Below are 15,674 nucleotides of genomic sequence, written 5' to 3' on the forward strand. Positions count from 1 at the left end.
GGAGCCTGAACGGGTGATTGCGAGCCGCGAAAGAACTCGAAGAAATTTATTATTGACTTAGATATGGGTGAATGTTAGAAATGGCGCGTCACAAAGCAACAACCGATACTTGAGAGTTTGTAGAGACTTAATCCCGGCTTCGGATTGTTTGACCCCTTTTGCCGCCCGCCCCTCGACAGTCTCGCAATTCTCTCCTCGTCCCCAAAACGCCAATGCCCCTTCGATGCAATCTGCGATGGCGAGTTCGTCGCTCGGCTACTTCATTCGCCCGTCCGAAATCGTGAACAAGTCGAGCACCTTCCCCGGGGGACACACATGTTTGGCAAAAAGAAAAAAGGCGTCGTTGGACTCGACATCGGTTCAAGCGCGCTGAAGGCGGTCGAGCTCAAGCACACGCGCAACGGGTACGAGCTGGTCCACATGGCTCATCAGAATCTTCAATCAGACACGATCGTCGACGGGCACATAATCGACCTCAATCATGTGAGCGACTCGATTAGCCGCCTCTGGAACGAGCAAAACATAAAGACCGATCAGGTGGCCACGTCGCTTTCGGGGCACGCAGTCATTGTAAAAAAGATATTGCTTCCGTCAATGCCCGAAGAGGAACTCGACGAACAGATTCACTGGGAAGCCGAGCAGTACATTCCGTTCGACATCAACGACGTTAACCTCTATCACGAAATCATAGGCCACGATGCGTCGGGTCAGAACATGGACGTTCTCCTGGTCGCCTGCAAGCGCGACAAGATCGCGCAGTTCACTCAGGTGATCTCGCAGACGGGCAAGCAAGCGGTCATCGTGGACGTCGACGCCTTCGCGCTGCAAAACGCATACGAAGTAAACTACCACCCCACGCCTAATCAGACAGTCGCGTTGTTGGACATCGGCGCTGCGGTAATGACGATCAACATAGTTCGGGGCGCGACGTCGATCTTCACTCGCGACATCTCGGCAGGCGGAAACCAGTACACTGATCTTCTTCAAAAAGAACTGAATCTCACATTCGAGCAAGCCGAAGCGCTCAAGCGAGGCGCAACCCCGGACCAGCAGCTCTCGATGGAGCAGATACAACCGGCGATTCAGAGCGTGTCCGAAATGCTGGCGCTCGAGATTCAGCGCACGCTGGATTTCTTCCGGGCGACGGCTGTTGACTCACCGGCAATTGACCGAATGTTGATAGCCGGCGGCTCGTCGAAGGTCTATCAATTGACCGAGTATCTGGCAGACAAGTTTCAGATGCCGGTTGAGCGATTCGACTCATTCCGCTCGATCAAAGTCGACTCGAAGAAGTTCGACGACGAGTACCTGAGAGAGCTTTCACCGAATATGGCCGTGGCCGTCGGGCTGGCGGTCCGAGTGGCGGAGGTGACGCAATGATCAGAGTCAATCTACTTGGAGGGACCGCCGAGCATCGCGTTTCCGTGCAGAAGACAAAAGTCGCGGCGCGCCGAGGACAGCAGCTTTTCATGCTGGCTAGCGCGCTTCTCATTTTTCTGATCGCGATCGGCGGCGATCATCTTTGGACCAACAGCGCGCACGCCGCCGCGCAAGCCGAGCTCACTCGCGAAGAGGAAGAAGCCAAGAAGCTTGAAGCCGACATTAAGCGCAAAGACGAGTTGGAAGCCGAGTTGAAACAGGTCGATGAACGCATCAGGGTCATCAAGCAGCTTCGAGCCGAACAGAAAGGCCCGGTCGCCATGCTCTCGGCGATCAACGAGCGAATGCCTGGCGGCCAGGCTGATTTCCGCCTCGAGGCGATCGTACAGAAGGGCAGTCACCTTCAGATCATCGGCACCTCGCTCAACCAGCAAGTGATCGCTGACTTCTCGCGTCAGCTTGAATTCTCAAACGGGCTGTTCAGCAACTTGATGCTTTCGATCGAAGGCAAAGAGGTGAAAGTCGAAGACTTGTCCGACAGGGCCGAGAAGAAAGAGTCGGATAAGCAAGAGGCCGGCAAAAAGGGCCCCGCGGCTAAGGACGCTGATAAGAGCGCTGAGATCCCGGACGTGGCCCGAGTGTTCCAGTTCACGATCGACTGCGACTACAACAAGCCGCGCGCGGAAGGCGCGGGGCCCGCATCAACGCCACCGGGCAAGTGAAGGAGAGGATTTATGGCAGCGACGATGACTACTGTAGTGAAGGGCGCCGAAGAGAGAGGCAGCTTCTTCACGCGTATGCCGTGGTACTACCAGATGGGCGTGCTGCTGTTGCTCTCGGGCTTGCTGATCTTTGCCGCTGATTATCTGCTTTACAGCGAGAAGCGCGCCGAGACAGTCAAGATCGAGGACAAGGTTCAACAGCTCAAGGCTAAGAACGCGCAGGGCAGCATAATCCGTCAGAACCTGCTGGCAACCGAGCAGACGCTAAAAGAGAAGCGCGAGGAGATTGACCGACTCCGCGACCTCCTTCCCGATCAGGTCGAGATATCCCGCGTCTACGACAGCCTCAAAGACTTCCTGCGCGAGCAGAAGCTCGAGCTGAAACGGTTCGTGCACATGAAATCGGTTTCCGCCGACTTCTACACGGCCCAGCCGATTCAGATCGAAGTCACCGGGTCGTACGACTCGCTCGGCCAGTTCTTCTCACGTCTGGGATTCTATTCGCGCATCTTGAGCGTGAGCGAGGTCGAGATCAAGAAGGCGGAGGACAGCGGACAAGAGGTGGGCCGATCGGTAAACGGCTCGTTTGTGGTGACCGCTTACTACATCGCGCCTGAGAACCTCGAGAAGCTGACCTCGACGAAGCCCGCCGCGCTGCCGCCCGCTACACCGGCTGCGTCAGGGATTAAGGCGAAATAGCGGAGTGGGTGTTATGAAAGCAAAAACCATCAAGAGAATGACATCGAACATCCTGCTTGTTTTGACTATGGTGGTCATGGTTTCGGCGCAGGATAAGCCGGCGGTCAAGCCGGATGCCCCGCCTCAGCCTCAACAGGTGAACACGGGTAAGGAATATCTCGGACCGACCGCCGATTCGATTCGGCCATATAGATCGTCCGGCAAGGACCCGTTCAAGAGGACCATCAAGCCGAAGACCCCGCGCGGGAAACAGCAGCAGGCTCGCCTGCTCGGGTTTCCGTCCCTTGACGTCCGGCGCGCCGAGTTCCGGCAGAAGGTGGATCAAGCGCGGGCGCGCGATGGGGCCGAGCCCGATCCGGTCTCGCAATACCTGGTTTCAGAGCTTGATATCACCGGCGTCTTCCGCGACGATCGCGGATTCGGCGCGTTCGTGAGAGCGCAACCCACGGGCACCATGTTCTTCGTGCGCAACGGCGCGCGTTGCTACAACGGCGAGGTGATGCGCATCGGCGCCGACGCCTCCGATCCCGCCGGCGCGAAGGTCATGTTTCGCGAAGTGTCCTACCAGGAAGTCAACGGGAAACAAACGCCTCAGGAGCGCATAGTGACAAAGGCGCCGGGGGAGAAGAAGTGAGCCGTCTTGTGTTAGCAGAGGATCGCACTATAATCGCTTGCAGCGTTTGATCGGCCGATGATCGGCGATGAGCTGCACTAAAAACATTCGGGTGAGAAGATGCATTCAAAGTGGCCGGGCGGACAACGGAATCAATCAAGCCCTCCAAGGTCGCGTCCGCTTAGCTTCGATGATGAGAGGGGAAACAATGACTAAGATTGCCAGGAGGCTTGTCGTATCACTGGTGCTGCTCGCGCTTGTGAGCAACATAAGCGTGTTTGCAGGATTGAACCGAGGCGCGAGGGCCGAGGCGTTCGCTTTGGTGTCGCTCAAACACCAGACCGAGGGATCGCTGACCCGCATCCTGATCGAGTCGAGCGCACCACCCCTCTACACAGTTTTCAGACCGACGGACCGGCTGATCGTCGTTGATCTACCGGGCGGCGAGGCTTCTCGTCTCGCGCCCGAATACAGCATCAAGAGTGCACTGGTCGACTCGATCATGGTTCGCCAGACGCGGATCGGCGGCAGCACAACGGCGGGGCGCGCGATGGCTAGAATTGAGGTCCGCGTTCGAGCCGGTGCTCGCGACCGCTCAACAATTGATGGCAACACGCTGGTTCTCGAAATCTCTGCTGACACCAAGACGGCGCCAGCCGGAGCGAAGATCGAGAAGGACACCCCCGCTACCAGGGACGCAAAGCGTGCGAGCCATAGCGATACGCGCGCGGCGGTGCCAGGCGTGATGGTGTACTCCGCTCCAGTTGCTAAGAGTTCGCCGGCGGCCGGCACAGAGCCCGCAGTCGAGAGCGTCAAGCCTCGGCCGAGCGACTTAAAACCGGCCACGGTTATCCGCGCGGTTCGCTCGGAAGCGGCCGGCGGCGGCCTAAGAATCGTGGTCGATACCGACGGCGCGGCGCAGTACAAGGATTTCGTGCTGCCTAACCCGTGGCGCGTAGTCGTCGATATCACCGGCGTGCATTCGGCGTTCGGCAACAAGACTACCGTTGTAGATTCGGCTTCAGTCGAGCGCTTCCGCGTAGGCCAGCCGAGCCCGAGCGTCGTTCGGATAGTGCTCGACACCAGGTCTAAAGTTTCATATCGCGTGGTTCGCGAGGGTGCAGCGCTAGTCATCATCGTAGGCGACACGGGCAGTTCGCGAGAGGACAGCGCGAAACCCAAGGTTGAACTCAAAGCGCAGCAGAACGGTGATCCGGTGAAAGACGCTGCTGAGCCTCAGCACAAGCCCGAGGTAAGAGTCGCCGGTGATCGCATCGAGAACAAAACCGATAACAAGAAGCCGGCTGATCAAGACGCAAAAGACACGATCACGCCATCTAATCTGATTGCTCAAGCGAACACACAAAGCACGGGTCAGCGAGTTACCCCTCAGCCTAACAGATCGCTGCCTTTGCCTTCGCAGTCAACAGCACAGCAAGGCTCCGGAAAGCCCACGGCTCCACCGGCGCAGCCTTCCGTTATTCGCAGCGCGATGGACGTTCAGCGGCCGGCTCAACCCAACTCAGGGGCGCCGAGGCGCAGCGAGCTCGCGTTTTGCGACCCGAGCTACGTCGGCGGAATGATAAGCTTCGACCTGCGTGCAGGCGTCGACATCCGCGACATGCTTCGGTTCATCTCGCAGCAATACGGCGTCAACTTCATAGTCGACAAATCGGTGACCGCCGTGCCGGTGGATATCCGGGTGACCGACATACCGTGGAATCAAGTGATGGAATCCGTGCTGCGCGCGAACCGCCTCGGCGCGGTGTGCGAAAGCAACGGCCGCATTATCAGAATAGCCACACTCTCAGCCGTGAAAGAAGAAGAGGAGCAGCAACGAGCGATAGTCGAAGAAAAGGCCAAGCAAATCCCGCTCGTGACCAAGATCATTCACCTCAAATACGCTCGCGCTACAGGCGCGCTCGGATCCAGCGGCGCAGGCGCGTCGGGTCGTGGCGGTGGAGGCGGAGGGTCGAGTAGCGGCACGGGAGGCGGAGGCGCCGCCGGTAAGGGATCGCTGCTTTCGATAGTCGACAGCCGGTTGAGCCCGCGCGGGCGCAGCGAAGTCGATAGCCGCACCAACAGCCTGATCATTACCGACCTTCCTGAATACACACAGGTGATCGAGGAGATGATCGCCAAGCTCGACCGGCCCGAGCCTCAGGTCGAGATCGAAGCGCGAATAGTGATCGCCAACCGAAACTTTCTCCGCGATGTGGGCACCGAGCTGGCAGGCGGAGCGTTTGCCAAGAGCGGACGCGGGGGGTTATTCGAGACCACGCCCGTTGCAATCAACGGCACCGGACTGGCTGCTGGAGGCAAGGATGCTGGCAGCTCTGGCGGCTCCTCGGGAACTGGTACTGGCACAGGCACGGGCAGTGGCTCGGGAAGCTCTTCAAGCAAGGGCCTGGGTCCAAACCTGATCGGTCCTTTTGCGGACACCGCCCTTCGCGCGGGAGTTGCAAACACAGTTTTGAGTTTGACCACCGGCGCGATCGGAACCGGCATTCTATCCTTGGCGCTGTCGGCGTCCGAAACCAAGGGCCAGATACGAACTATCGCCAGCCCGCGCGTAACCACGACTGACAACAAGACGGCTGAGATAGTCAACGGAGTTCAGATACCCGTGCAGACGGTCTCGAACAATACGATAACGACGACGTTTGTGACTGCTGCCCTGCGGCTTGAAATCACACCGCAGATAATCGAGGAGAACGGCCAGGTTCTGATGCACGTCGTTGCCGAAAACAACACTGTGAATTTCTCGCTTGCCGGACAGTTCAACAACGGCACGCCGGGCATCAATACTCAATCGGCTGAATCGACCGTGCTGGTTGCCGACGGTGGGACTACCGTAATGGGCGGGATCAACATCGACACGGAGGGGCACTCGATCAACCGGACTCCTGGAGTCTCGCGCATCCCGCTGCTCGGCGAATTGTTCAAGAAACGACAAACCCGTCGTGATACCGATGAGATCCTGTTCTTCCTGACGCCGCGCATTGTGAGAAATGACGGCAGTGTTGGCCCGCGAGTTCCGCAACGCAGCTCGGTTGAGGGTATGCCTAATCCGAACGCCCCGCAGCGAGCGGTTGTTACGCCCGCGGCCGGCGCATCGGACACCAAGCAAGATCCCAAGACGGCTCAGCCAGCTCCGCCGCCTATCACCGCCGCAAGCGGAAAAGCGGGACACTAAGAATTTCCGATTGCCGATCGCGGATTGCAGAATGATCTGTTTTTCGCGATCGCCAATCGGCAATCGGCAATCATATGGGGTTCACTGACACGCTCACCGGCCTCGCCAATCGCATCGAAGGATGCGCCGCCGTCGTCATCCTGGGCATCGACGGCATACCCATAGAGCGGCACGTTCAAGACCTGGATGCTTCACTGGATATCGAGACGGTCGCTACCGAGTTCACAACACTGGTGAGGCGCAGCATGCGCACCGCTTCAGACACCGAACTCGGCGATTTGCGTGAGATGGTCTTCGCGACCGACACGATGAGCTTTCTGCTTCGGCCTATCACCTCTGAATACTTTCTGCTACTGGCGCTCAATCCCGGCGGCAACGTGGGGCGCGCGCGTTTCGAATTGCGCAAGGCGCAACTCGCGATGGAAACCGAGTTCGCGATTTAGACATCGAACGGTGGCCGCTCCGGTGAACGGTCATTTGAGCCGCCTTAGGCGGAGCGGGTTCCAGTCTTGTTGCGTTGCCGCACGGCCTTCCAGAATTCGGTGCGAGAAAGACCGCGGCCAGCCTTAATACTCTTCCGCGACTTGCTCAAGATTGCTTTGAACCGCGGCGAACGACTGAGAAGCAATTGTTCCAGATCATCGTCATCCGCGGGAGACAGCAGCACGGCGACTGGTTTCCCATTTCGCGTGATAACGACCGGTCCTTTGCTTTCGCATTCTTCCAAGTAAGCACTGAGTCGCGCTTTGACGTCGGCTACAGAGGCGATTTTCATAGCAGAATCTCCTTGCCACCGATGAATAGTCGGTTCCCCTCTTTTACACCGATGGCTAACACGTCTACCGTGCTGTCTTCCAGGTCTACTTCGTAAAATACGCGGAAGCGGTTCTTTGGCCCGAAACGAAGTTCCCAAGTGGCTTCAAAAGGGGCCGGCGGTTCGAGAGGCTTACGATTCCGGGTTTCTTTCTCCGGCGTATAACTCAATTGCTCGTCGAGCGTTCGTTCGATCAGACCGTGATACTTGCGCTCAATGGCGTCAAGGTGGTCAACAGTTTCCGGCGCGAATATTAGCTCAAACTTAAGGCGGCGTGGCATTGACTAGAATTATAGTCAACTGAGTATTCGCGTCAATCTGGCTTTGACACTTAGAAACGCGTGTTGTGTAAGACACTGTTCGAGGGTACTGCACCTCTTACCGAACAAGGTCCTCGCCGATGCATTAGCCACGACGACCAGTTAGCGCGAACCAAGTCAGCGTCCATCGTATCCTCGTCGAGGTAGAGGCGAATTTTCATCAACCGCTCTGCTTCTCTTGCACACACTCCCGCTCAATGCGGTCAGCGCTTGCTTCATCGGCGGCGATCTCAGCTTCGATTTCATCTCGGTTAGCGTGGTAGTAGGCTAGCGCGCCATAGACTTGTGCTTCGGTTAAGTGGCCATACCGGCGCGCGATTTCTTCCGGGCTATGGCCTAGCTTGTACCATATAGCGATGCGATGAACCGTGATTCCCGTTCCTGCAATACAAGGCCTGCCATGCCGTATTTCAGGAGCGCTTACAATCAGCGAGCCTATATCGGTGCTCATAGTTGTGCTCCTTCAGTCGATGCCGAGTGATCAAAGCTTTAGCATTATACATCAGGAGCTTCGCGCCGGTCTGGCATAGAACGATGTGCATAGGCTTCCTTCTGACGGAATGCCCGCAGGCTTGCAGCAGTCCGCATTAATCCTCTAAGCTGGCAAGTTGGCCCGAGGGCCGTATTCGTGACATACTGACACGCGAAGGGAATCAAACTCAGATGAACGCAAATGACATCCGGCGCGGGATGATTATTATTTACAACAGCCAACCGTACCGAGTGCTCGACTTCCAGCATCGCACGCCGGGCAATCTTCGCGCATTCGTTCAAGCTAAGCTGCGAAGCCTCAAGAACGGCTCCTCGACCGAAGTCCGGTTCAGCTCTACCGAAAACATCGAGCGCGCCTCGCTTGAAGATCACGAGATGGAGTACCTTTATGCCGACGGTGACATGCACCATTTCATGAACACCGAGACTTATGACCAGATCGCGCTGGATGCTGAGTCGCTCGGCGACGCGACCAACTATTTGACTCCCGGCACAAAGATTCAAGTCGAGTTTTTCGAAGGCGCGCCCATAGGGGTCGAGCTCCCTCCCGCGGTCGAGCTGACCGTCGTCGAGACTACACCCGAGTTGAAAGGCGCGACGGCTTCCAACAGCCCCAAGCCCGCGAAACTCGAAACAGGCGTGACCGTCCAGGTGCCGCCGTTCGTAAAGGAAGGCGACCGTATACGGGTCGATCCTTTGAAGGGCGTCTACCTCGAACGCGTGAAATAGTGAATGTACCTCCTCTATAGCCTCGTCCTCTCGTTGCTGTTTCTCGCTCTGCTGCCCTATTTCGTCTATCAAGCCGCGCGTCACCGCAAGTATGCCGGCAGCTTCAAAGAGCGAATGGGCTGGCTGCCCGAGTCACTGCACGGCGACGGCCGAAAGACAATCTGGGTGCACGCCGTTTCGGTCGGCGAGTTTTTGGCGGCGCGGCCGTTGATCGACCGGCTCAAGACCGATCTGCCCGGCCATCGCATCGTGGTCTCGACGACGACGCTCACCGGCCAGCGGCTCGCGCGGTCCCACTCGAACCTGTTCGACGGCGCGTTCTATTTTCCATTCGATTGGAAGTTCTCTGTGCGCCGCGCGCTCGATCAGGTCAACCCCGGTATCGTGGTCATCCTCGAGACCGAATTGTGGCCCAACTTCTCACACGAGTGCCGGACGCGCGGCGTGGTGACAATCCTGGCGAATGGCCGGATCTCACCGCGTTCATTTCGTCGATATAGGCGCGTGCGCTCTTTCATGAGACGGGTGTTCGAAGACTTCTCACTAGTCGTCATGCAATCAGAAGCGGACGCGGATCGCGCGCGTCAACTCGGCGCTCAGGCCAGCCGTGTGCGAGTCTTCGGAAACCTCAAATACGATCAGCCGGGGGATGGGGGTCGGGGGCCGGGGGTTAGGGAAGAACCGCATGACGCTTCCAACCCCCAATCCCCATCTCCCATCCCCTCTTGTGAGATCGATCGTCAATTCGGACTCTCCTCATCGCCCAATCTGATCGTCGCGGGCAGTACAGCTCCAGGGGAGGAAGAGCTGCTGCTTGCTGTTCTGGAGCAGGTACGCAACCGCCCCGGGCTTGAGAGCGCTCGGCTGTTGATCGCTCCCCGTCATCCTGAGCGGTTCAATGAGGTAGCAAGCTTGATGGCGCGATCGAGTTTCACATTCGCCCGCCGTTCGCATGAGAAGGTGAAATCAGCGATCGAGACCGGCGGCGCCCGCTCTGACTTGTCCTTTGAAACGGAGTTCGGCGCAGGCGATCCGACGGGCCCGCGAGCTGCAGACTTAATCCTGCTGGACACGATAGGTGAACTCGCATCGGTCTACCAATTCGCCGCGGTAGTCTTCGTTGGTGGCAGCCTGGTTCCGCGGGGCGGGCACAACATCATCGAGCCAGCCGCTTTTGCGAAGCCTATTATCGTCGGCCCGCATACCGAGAACTTCCGGCAGATAGTCTCGGACTTCGCGCGCGCAGACGCGGTTGTTCAGATCAGTGAAAGGGGCGAAGACGTTGTGAATTGTCTCGCGCGCGAAATGATCGGCCTGTTGTCCGATCGGGAACATGCTCGCGCGTTGGGCGAGCGCGCGCGCGACATCTTGCTTAGGAATCGAGGGGCGACTGAACGCACCGTCGCAGCAATTGAAGAAATCATGAAGAACAAGGGTAGTCAGTAGTCCGTAGTCCGTAGTCCGTAGTCAGTGGCTCTCTTACGCAGCACTACGTTACTAACCACTAACTACTGACTACGGACTACGGACTACTGAACTACGGACTACTGAACTACGGACTACTGGTGATCATCGGCAAAGACGAAAAGCTCAAGCGCGCCCTGCTGTGGCCGCCTGCCAAGCTGTACGAGCTTGCGGTGCGCCTGCGAGTGGCCGCTTACGAGACTGACTACCTGAAGCCTAAGCGGCTCGATGCGACGGTGATCAGCGTGGGAAACATGACGCTTGGCGGCTCGGGTAAGACGCCTGTCGCACACTACGTTGCGCGCTACCTCAAATCCGAGCAGCACTCGGTCGCGCTGCTGACCCGAGGCTACCGGCGCGAGTCGTCAGGTATGCGAATCCTGAATGATCCCGCGAACGATAGCGGGCCCGGAGCAGCGAAGTCATATCGAGAGTTCGGCGATGAACCGCTGATGCTCGCTCGCTCTCTGCCTGATATTCCGATCATCGTCAACAAGGACAGGTATGAAGCGGGACGTTGGGCCGAGCGGAAGCTAGGTTCAGAAGTATTAGTGCTCGACGACGCTTATCAGCACCTGGCGCTGGCACGCGATCTGAACCTTCTGCTGATTGACGCGACTGATCCGTTCGGCGGATTCGAGATGCCCCCGTTTGGCCGCCTGCGCGAACCGCTCTACGGCATGAAGCGAGCGGACGCCATAATCGTCACTCGCGCCGACCGGCCATTCGATCAGGGTCAGACTCAAGCGATCATCAAGTATTATTGCGGCGAGAGAATACCGATAATGTATCTCTACTCGACGATCACCGGGTTGCGGCACCTGGCAACCGGCGAGGTCTATGAAGCCGGGAACTTTGGCGGCTGGAATACAGCCGTCGCCTGTGGCATCGCTAACCCACGAGCCTTTACCGAAGATGTTCTTCAAGCCGGCATCAACATCGTGAGCGAGAGCTTCTTCGCCGACCATCATGCTTTCGGCCAACAAGACCTCGATCAGATTAGCCGAGACGCGCGGGAAGCAGGAGCAGATGCTATTGTCACCACCGAAAAAGATGCTGTGCGGCTGGAAGGCCTGACGCACGGTGATGTCCCGATCTACGCGGCTCAACTTGAACTCCAAAGTGATGATGAAGTGCGGCTGAAGAGTCTGCTGCTAAGAACCGTAAGCCACAAGGCACACAGCTAGGCTCGGTTGGCTTCGGGCGGGTTACGTTACGCCGGCGAGACGGATAATTCCTCGAGCGCGTTCGGCTATCGCCGCGTAGTTTTCATTCTTCAGATCGCCGCTTGTGAACAGGCGGCTTCCAACTGCGATCGCGAAGGCGCCGGCGTTGAAGTAGTCGATGATGTTCTCGGGGCCAACTCCGCCGGCAGCCGTAAGCCGAACATCGTTGAGCCGCGACGTGATTGCCGCAACGTAGTCCGGCCCTCCCAACGACGACGCCGGGAACAAGCTCACCATTGGCACGCCCATCGCCCACGCAGTCGCGACTTCTGTCGGAGTGAGTGCGCCGATCACGGGGGCCACGTGCGCGCGGCGGCAGGCTTCGACCAGCGTAGTGCTCGTGTGAGGCATCGATATGAACTGCGCCCCGGCCTTGATCGCGCGGTCCATCTGGTCGTGGTTCGTCACCGAACCCGCGCCCACACAGACGCGGTCGCCGTAGCGATGACGCAAATCCGAGATCACCCTGAAGCTGCCCGGCGTAGCGAGCGCCACTTCGACGAGCTTGATTCCACCGACGATCGCAGCCTCGGCTGCTAGCACCGCGGACTCGGCCGACCGGGCGCGCACCACGGCAAACACCCTGTGAGCCTCGACAGAAGTGACGAGTTCAGCGTCTTTCATAACTGGCTAATGACATATGACGAATAGGACCAATAGGACCAATTTCTTTTAATTCTGCCGAAGAACGACGCGAGCAGGAGCGCCGTCACCGTCCTTGACCTTCAGGGGCAGACAAATCAACTCATAGTCGCCGGCCTCTACGTCACGCAGATCGAGCCCTTCTACGATTATTGTGCCCGCGCTCAGCAGCGCCATGTGGGTCTCCGGCTCCCCTCCGAACTTGTCCACGGACAGGTAGTCGATCCCAACCAGCTTGATGCCGTCTTTCACCAGTGACCGAGCCGCTCCCGGCGTCATGTAGACATAGTCCTCGACGAAATTCTTCTTGCTCCACAGGTACGAGTTGCGCGTCTTGAACAGCACTCGAGCGTCAACCGTGAAGTCGAACTCTTCGAGCACCGCTTCATCGATGAATGGAGCAGTCACCTCGACTACTCGAGCGCGTCCCATCAGCAACTCGAGCGGGAGCTTGTCTACTGTGATGCCTCCGTCGATGAGGTGGAACGGCGGATCCACGTGCGTTCCGGCGTGCGAGCTGAAAGAGTAGCGGCTCAGATTATATTTCGCGTCGTCTTCGTTAACTTTCGTTCTGCGATTGATCTTTACGTGTGGATCGCCCGGATAAACTACCAGTTCCTTTGAGAGAGGGACCGTCACATCATAGATTTTCATACCCGCTGGCCTTTCCTTGTACCCGACGCATGCTATTTCGCGCTTGTGATGCTTGTCAAACTAAGAATGCGCGACGCCCTTGCGACAAAATAATGCGAGAAGGAGAAAAGAAGAATTCTGACGCCTTAAGATGGGTTGTGAGGTTCGGACGCCGAGTTTCAGCCAATCGATGTTCGATTGATCATGTATGATGGCACTGCGATGTCGTTGGCCGGGCAAGCGCACGGCTTCGAAACGGTGGTCAACGATCGATCATCGCGGAATTGTCTCCCAGAGCCCCTTTCATACCACCCTATCTCCTGCGGACGCTTTGCTTCAGCTCTCCCAGCAGGTCCGACACGCGGCGGGTTTCGCTCTCGTCAAGTTGTGCGCCGCCGAATCGCACGCGGTTGTACAACGTGGTTATCTCGCGAATCGGTGAAAGCCCGGAAGCGGCCGCGAACTCAACCGGTGTCTGATAAGGTTGCTTCACCAGCCCGGCCCGCCGCGCGATCGCCAGCATCTGCTCGTAGAAGAGGATCGCCGACTGTCTATAGTCGCGCTGCGTCACCCTGCGCCGCCACATCGGCAAAATAAAGAGCCGGTGCCACCACGGTCCGTAGCCGGTTGGTGGAAGACCTCGGCGTTTCCTGTAAGAGAGGACTACGTACAACGACACGATCGATAGAGCGAGAATAGCGAGAGCGCTTGTAAGCTTGAGCAATTCGCCTGCGCTCCAGCTCCGGTCCATGATCAGCTTGTTCAGCATCCTCCGCGTCCACAGTTTCGCGTCGAGATAGTAGACAAGAAAACGATCCTTAATGCTCAGCAGCCGGTGCTGCAGATCGACCATGATTGAAGCTTGCTCGTCGCTGTCCAGCGTCACGATGTAGTCGAGCCAGAACACTTCCATCGCGTCCGCGTACTTTCTCAACCGCGCCAGCAACCCGCCCTGCGTGTAGTCGTTGATGCCTGCCGAAGGCGTCGGATCGAACTCGATCCACGCATCGCTATGAGGGAAGTACGCCTCAACCCATGAGTGCGCGTCGCTCTCGCGGACGGTATACATATCATTGAGGCTGTTGTACTCGCCCATCTGAAACCCGTTGACTATGCGCGCTGGAATGTCGAGCGTCCGCAGCATTATCGCCATCGCGGTGGCGAAATACTCGCAATGACCTTCACGAGTAGCGAACAAGAACTCTACCAGCGGATCGTCTTCACCGGTTTTCAGATCGAGTGTGTAACGAAAGTTGGTCTTCAAATAGGTCTCGATCGCCCTCGCTTTGTCGTAGGGAGTTGGGGCGTTACGGGCGATATCGTGAGCGAGTTCGAAGATTCGAGAGTCCAACTTGCGCGGAGGCAGCATATATAGCCGTTTGATATCGTCGGGTGACGCGGCCGGCGCGTCGGCTCGGAGTTCCTGGTCGGTTGGAACGCTTATATCGGATGTGATTGCGTAGCCTATCCGGCCCTTCAGCCCGGCCGCCGACAGCGCGTTGGTGTATTTGTCCCGGGACAGCGTCGCCAGTGGACCCTGAAACGCCAGGGCCTTCTGAGCTGCAAAAAGCGCGGGAGAATCGAGCGGCTCCAGAACGAATCTTTGCTGAATCAGAGCCGGCTGGCTGCTCGGCCGGCCCTTCAGCGGGTGCCTGTACCAGAACTGACCGTCTTTACCGACTATTTCGCCGTCCGAGATCCCTCCCTGGTTAACACTGGCCTGCCGCCCTGGCTCGGGTGTGACGCTCCACATCCGTCCGTCGTAGTCGTCGAACGCCACGCCGCGCCAGCGCAGGTACCGTTGAGGCTGACGATCCAGACGTACTCGCATGGCGACCCGCGAGCTTTTTTTGATTTTGGCGACTTCCCCGAGCTTGACGCGGTCGGAAAACCCCGTGATGGGCTGGCCTTCACCCATGCCCCCCGCGACGCCGCCTCCCCCAAGTCTCGGTATCAAGAAGAAGAACGGCAGCGTCAGCGCGGCGACGATGAAGGTTTGCGCCACCGACGCTCCGAGAAGATAGCGCACCCGGCCGCTTGCTTTCGTGCTAGCGGGGCCTTCCTTTGCGCGATATTTGACCCGTTGCGGTTGCTTGAGCGGAGTGACGATCTCCTCTTCGAGATGACCCACCTCGCGCCGCGCTCGGCGGATTTCAAAGGCAGCCAGAGTGGAGATGAAGCAGAACAGGAAGGTCGCGAGCGAGGCTACGAACATGGCGTCGAACGTCAGGCCTGCGGCGAGCAGCATCTGAAAGAACGCGATCAGGTACAAGAATACCCAGTCGCGGTCGCGCTTGTTCTGGAAGAGCTTGGCCGCCGAAACAAACAGAGTCATGTGCACGAGCGCAAGAATACGATTGCTGAGCAGCGCTCCATCGATGAAGACGAACGGCACATAAGCTACGCTGAGCGCGCGCCACATCCACTCGCGCAGCCGCAGGCGGGTTGCGCCGCGGATGTCCCGGTAGAGGCAAACGACCACGGCAATCGAGTACAGGGCGATTGATAGGCCGTCGAGCTCGCCGGTCAGCGCTATCGCAAGAAACGCGGTGATGACGAGCGCATATGAAGTTGTCCTGAAATAAGATTCCATAGAACGACGGACGACGGACGACCGATGACGGACGAGTGGTCCTCCGTCTCCGGTCGCCCGTCACTTGTCACAGGTCTTCCATAAAAACAACGTGCGCGCTACGCCAAATATGCGCGGGGATAGTTCCCTTTCTTGCCGGCGTGATCAAAAC

General features: G+C 58.1%; 15 protein-coding genes. 9 read left to right on the forward strand and 6 right to left on the reverse strand.

The features are described 5' to 3' along the window. Positions 1–315: 315 nt before the first annotated feature. The 6 genes from pilM (at position 316) to AABO57_06460 (ending at position 7,053) form a co-directional block, all read left to right on the forward strand. Positions 316–1,380: a type IV pilus assembly protein PilM gene (gene pilM / locus AABO57_06435; protein MEK6285360.1), complete on the forward strand. Its 1,065-nt coding sequence runs from the start codon at positions 316–318 to the stop codon at positions 1,378–1,380. After that, entirely contained in the window at positions 1,377–2,102 is a 726-nt protein-coding gene (locus AABO57_06440; GenBank protein MEK6285361.1) for a hypothetical protein, read from the forward strand. The genes pilM and AABO57_06440 overlap by 4 nt, the downstream gene beginning before the upstream one ends. Before the next feature lie 12 nt (positions 2,103–2,114). Continuing rightward, positions 2,115–2,801 carry a type 4a pilus biogenesis protein PilO gene (pilO, locus tag AABO57_06445; GenBank protein MEK6285362.1) on the forward strand — a complete coding sequence of 229 codons (687 nt, stop codon included), beginning with the start codon at positions 2,115–2,117 and terminating at the stop codon, positions 2,799–2,801. Between the two features lie 13 nt (positions 2,802–2,814). Continuing rightward, a complete protein-coding gene (locus AABO57_06450) occupies positions 2,815–3,435 on the forward strand; it encodes a hypothetical protein (protein MEK6285363.1) in 621 nt (206 codons plus the stop codon). Between the two features lie 187 nt (positions 3,436–3,622). Continuing rightward, entirely contained in the window at positions 3,623–6,610 is a 2,988-nt protein-coding gene (gene pilQ, locus AABO57_06455) for a type IV pilus secretin PilQ (protein MEK6285364.1), read from the forward strand. Between the two features lie 74 nt (positions 6,611–6,684). Continuing rightward, positions 6,685–7,053, forward strand: coding sequence for a hypothetical protein (locus AABO57_06460; protein MEK6285365.1), 369 nt, complete (start codon positions 6,685–6,687; stop codon positions 7,051–7,053). Positions 7,054–7,097: 44 nt separating this feature from the next. Here AABO57_06460 and AABO57_06465 read toward each other — a convergent pair whose 3' ends face one another. From AABO57_06465 to AABO57_06475, 3 genes are all read right to left on the reverse strand, one after another. Further along, positions 7,098–7,385, reverse strand: a complete 288-nt coding sequence (locus AABO57_06465) for a type II toxin-antitoxin system Phd/YefM family antitoxin (GenBank protein ID MEK6285366.1) — start codon at positions 7,383–7,385, stop codon at positions 7,098–7,100. Then, complete coding sequence (locus AABO57_06470; GenBank protein ID MEK6285367.1) at positions 7,382–7,705, reverse strand: type II toxin-antitoxin system RelE/ParE family toxin; 324 nt, start codon at positions 7,703–7,705, stop codon at positions 7,382–7,384. The genes AABO57_06465 and AABO57_06470 overlap by 4 nt, the downstream gene beginning before the upstream one ends. A gap of 199 nt (positions 7,706–7,904) precedes the next feature. Continuing rightward, positions 7,905–8,195 carry a DUF433 domain-containing protein gene (locus tag AABO57_06475; protein ID MEK6285368.1) on the reverse strand — a complete coding sequence of 97 codons (291 nt, stop codon included), beginning with the start codon at positions 8,193–8,195 and terminating at the stop codon, positions 7,905–7,907. 212 nt (positions 8,196–8,407) lie between these two features. Between AABO57_06475 and efp the strand changes: the two genes are divergently transcribed. The 3 genes from efp (at position 8,408) to lpxK (ending at position 11,616) form a co-directional block, all read left to right on the forward strand. Continuing rightward, positions 8,408–8,965 carry an elongation factor P gene (gene efp, locus AABO57_06480; protein ID MEK6285369.1) on the forward strand — a complete coding sequence of 186 codons (558 nt, stop codon included), beginning with the start codon at positions 8,408–8,410 and terminating at the stop codon, positions 8,963–8,965. 3 nt (positions 8,966–8,968) lie between these two features. After that, the gene (locus AABO57_06485) at positions 8,969–10,411 is read left to right on the forward strand and encodes a 3-deoxy-D-manno-octulosonic acid transferase (protein MEK6285370.1); all 1,443 of its coding nucleotides are present in this window, start codon (positions 8,969–8,971) and stop codon (positions 10,409–10,411) included. A gap of 119 nt (positions 10,412–10,530) precedes the next feature. Then, complete coding sequence (gene lpxK, locus AABO57_06490) at positions 10,531–11,616, forward strand: tetraacyldisaccharide 4'-kinase (GenBank protein ID MEK6285371.1); 1,086 nt, start codon at positions 10,531–10,533, stop codon at positions 11,614–11,616. A 21-nt stretch (positions 11,617–11,637) separates the two neighbouring features. Here the strand turns inward: lpxK and AABO57_06495 are convergent, their stop codons facing one another. From AABO57_06495 to AABO57_06505, 3 genes are all read right to left on the reverse strand, one after another. After that, on the reverse strand, positions 11,638–12,279 hold the full coding sequence (locus AABO57_06495) for a bifunctional 4-hydroxy-2-oxoglutarate aldolase/2-dehydro-3-deoxy-phosphogluconate aldolase (GenBank protein MEK6285372.1): 642 nt from the start codon (positions 12,277–12,279) through the stop codon (positions 11,638–11,640). 48 nt (positions 12,280–12,327) lie between these two features. Next, positions 12,328–12,951, reverse strand: coding sequence for a cyclase family protein (locus AABO57_06500; GenBank protein MEK6285373.1), 624 nt, complete (start codon positions 12,949–12,951; stop codon positions 12,328–12,330). 292 nt (positions 12,952–13,243) lie between these two features. Next, positions 13,244–15,523, reverse strand: a complete 2,280-nt coding sequence (locus AABO57_06505; protein MEK6285374.1) for a DUF3488 and transglutaminase-like domain-containing protein — start codon at positions 15,521–15,523, stop codon at positions 13,244–13,246. Between the last annotated feature and the right edge of the window lie 151 nt (positions 15,524–15,674).

The sequence above is a fragment of the Acidobacteriota bacterium genome (genome assembly GCA_038040445.1).
Lineage (GTDB): Bacteria > Acidobacteriota > Blastocatellia > UBA7656 > UBA7656 > Onstottus_A > Onstottus_A frigus.

What these genes read in the sequence shown, in the direction of transcription:
- pilM (MEK6285360.1), top strand. Translation starts at nt 316, where the DNA reads ATGTTTGGCAAAAAGAAAAAAGGCGTCGTTGGACTCGACATCGGTTCA.
- AABO57_06440 (MEK6285361.1), top strand. Translation starts at nt 1,377, where the DNA reads ATGATCAGAGTCAATCTACTTGGAGGGACCGCCGAGCATCGCGTTTCC.
- pilO (MEK6285362.1), top strand. Translation starts at nt 2,115, where the DNA reads ATGGCAGCGACGATGACTACTGTAGTGAAGGGCGCCGAAGAGAGAGGC.
- AABO57_06450 (MEK6285363.1), top strand. Translation starts at nt 2,815, where the DNA reads ATGAAAGCAAAAACCATCAAGAGAATGACATCGAACATCCTGCTTGTT.
- pilQ (MEK6285364.1), top strand. Translation starts at nt 3,623, where the DNA reads ATGACTAAGATTGCCAGGAGGCTTGTCGTATCACTGGTGCTGCTCGCG.
- AABO57_06460 (MEK6285365.1), top strand. Translation starts at nt 6,685, where the DNA reads ATGGGGTTCACTGACACGCTCACCGGCCTCGCCAATCGCATCGAAGGA.
- AABO57_06465 (MEK6285366.1), bottom strand. Translation starts at nt 7,385, where the DNA reads ATGAAAATCGCCTCTGTAGCCGACGTCAAAGCGCGACTCAGTGCTTAC.
- AABO57_06470 (MEK6285367.1), bottom strand. Translation starts at nt 7,705, where the DNA reads ATGCCACGCCGCCTTAAGTTTGAGCTAATATTCGCGCCGGAAACTGTT.
- AABO57_06475 (MEK6285368.1), bottom strand. Translation starts at nt 8,195, where the DNA reads ATGAGCACCGATATAGGCTCGCTGATTGTAAGCGCTCCTGAAATACGG.
- efp (MEK6285369.1), top strand. Translation starts at nt 8,408, where the DNA reads ATGAACGCAAATGACATCCGGCGCGGGATGATTATTATTTACAACAGC.
- AABO57_06485 (MEK6285370.1), top strand. Translation starts at nt 8,969, where the DNA reads ATGTACCTCCTCTATAGCCTCGTCCTCTCGTTGCTGTTTCTCGCTCTG.
- AABO57_06495 (MEK6285372.1), bottom strand. Translation starts at nt 12,279, where the DNA reads ATGAAAGACGCTGAACTCGTCACTTCTGTCGAGGCTCACAGGGTGTTT.
- AABO57_06500 (MEK6285373.1), bottom strand. Translation starts at nt 12,951, where the DNA reads ATGAAAATCTATGATGTGACGGTCCCTCTCTCAAAGGAACTGGTAGTT.
- AABO57_06505 (MEK6285374.1), bottom strand. Translation starts at nt 15,523, where the DNA reads ATGGAATCTTATTTCAGGACAACTTCATATGCGCTCGTCATCACCGCG.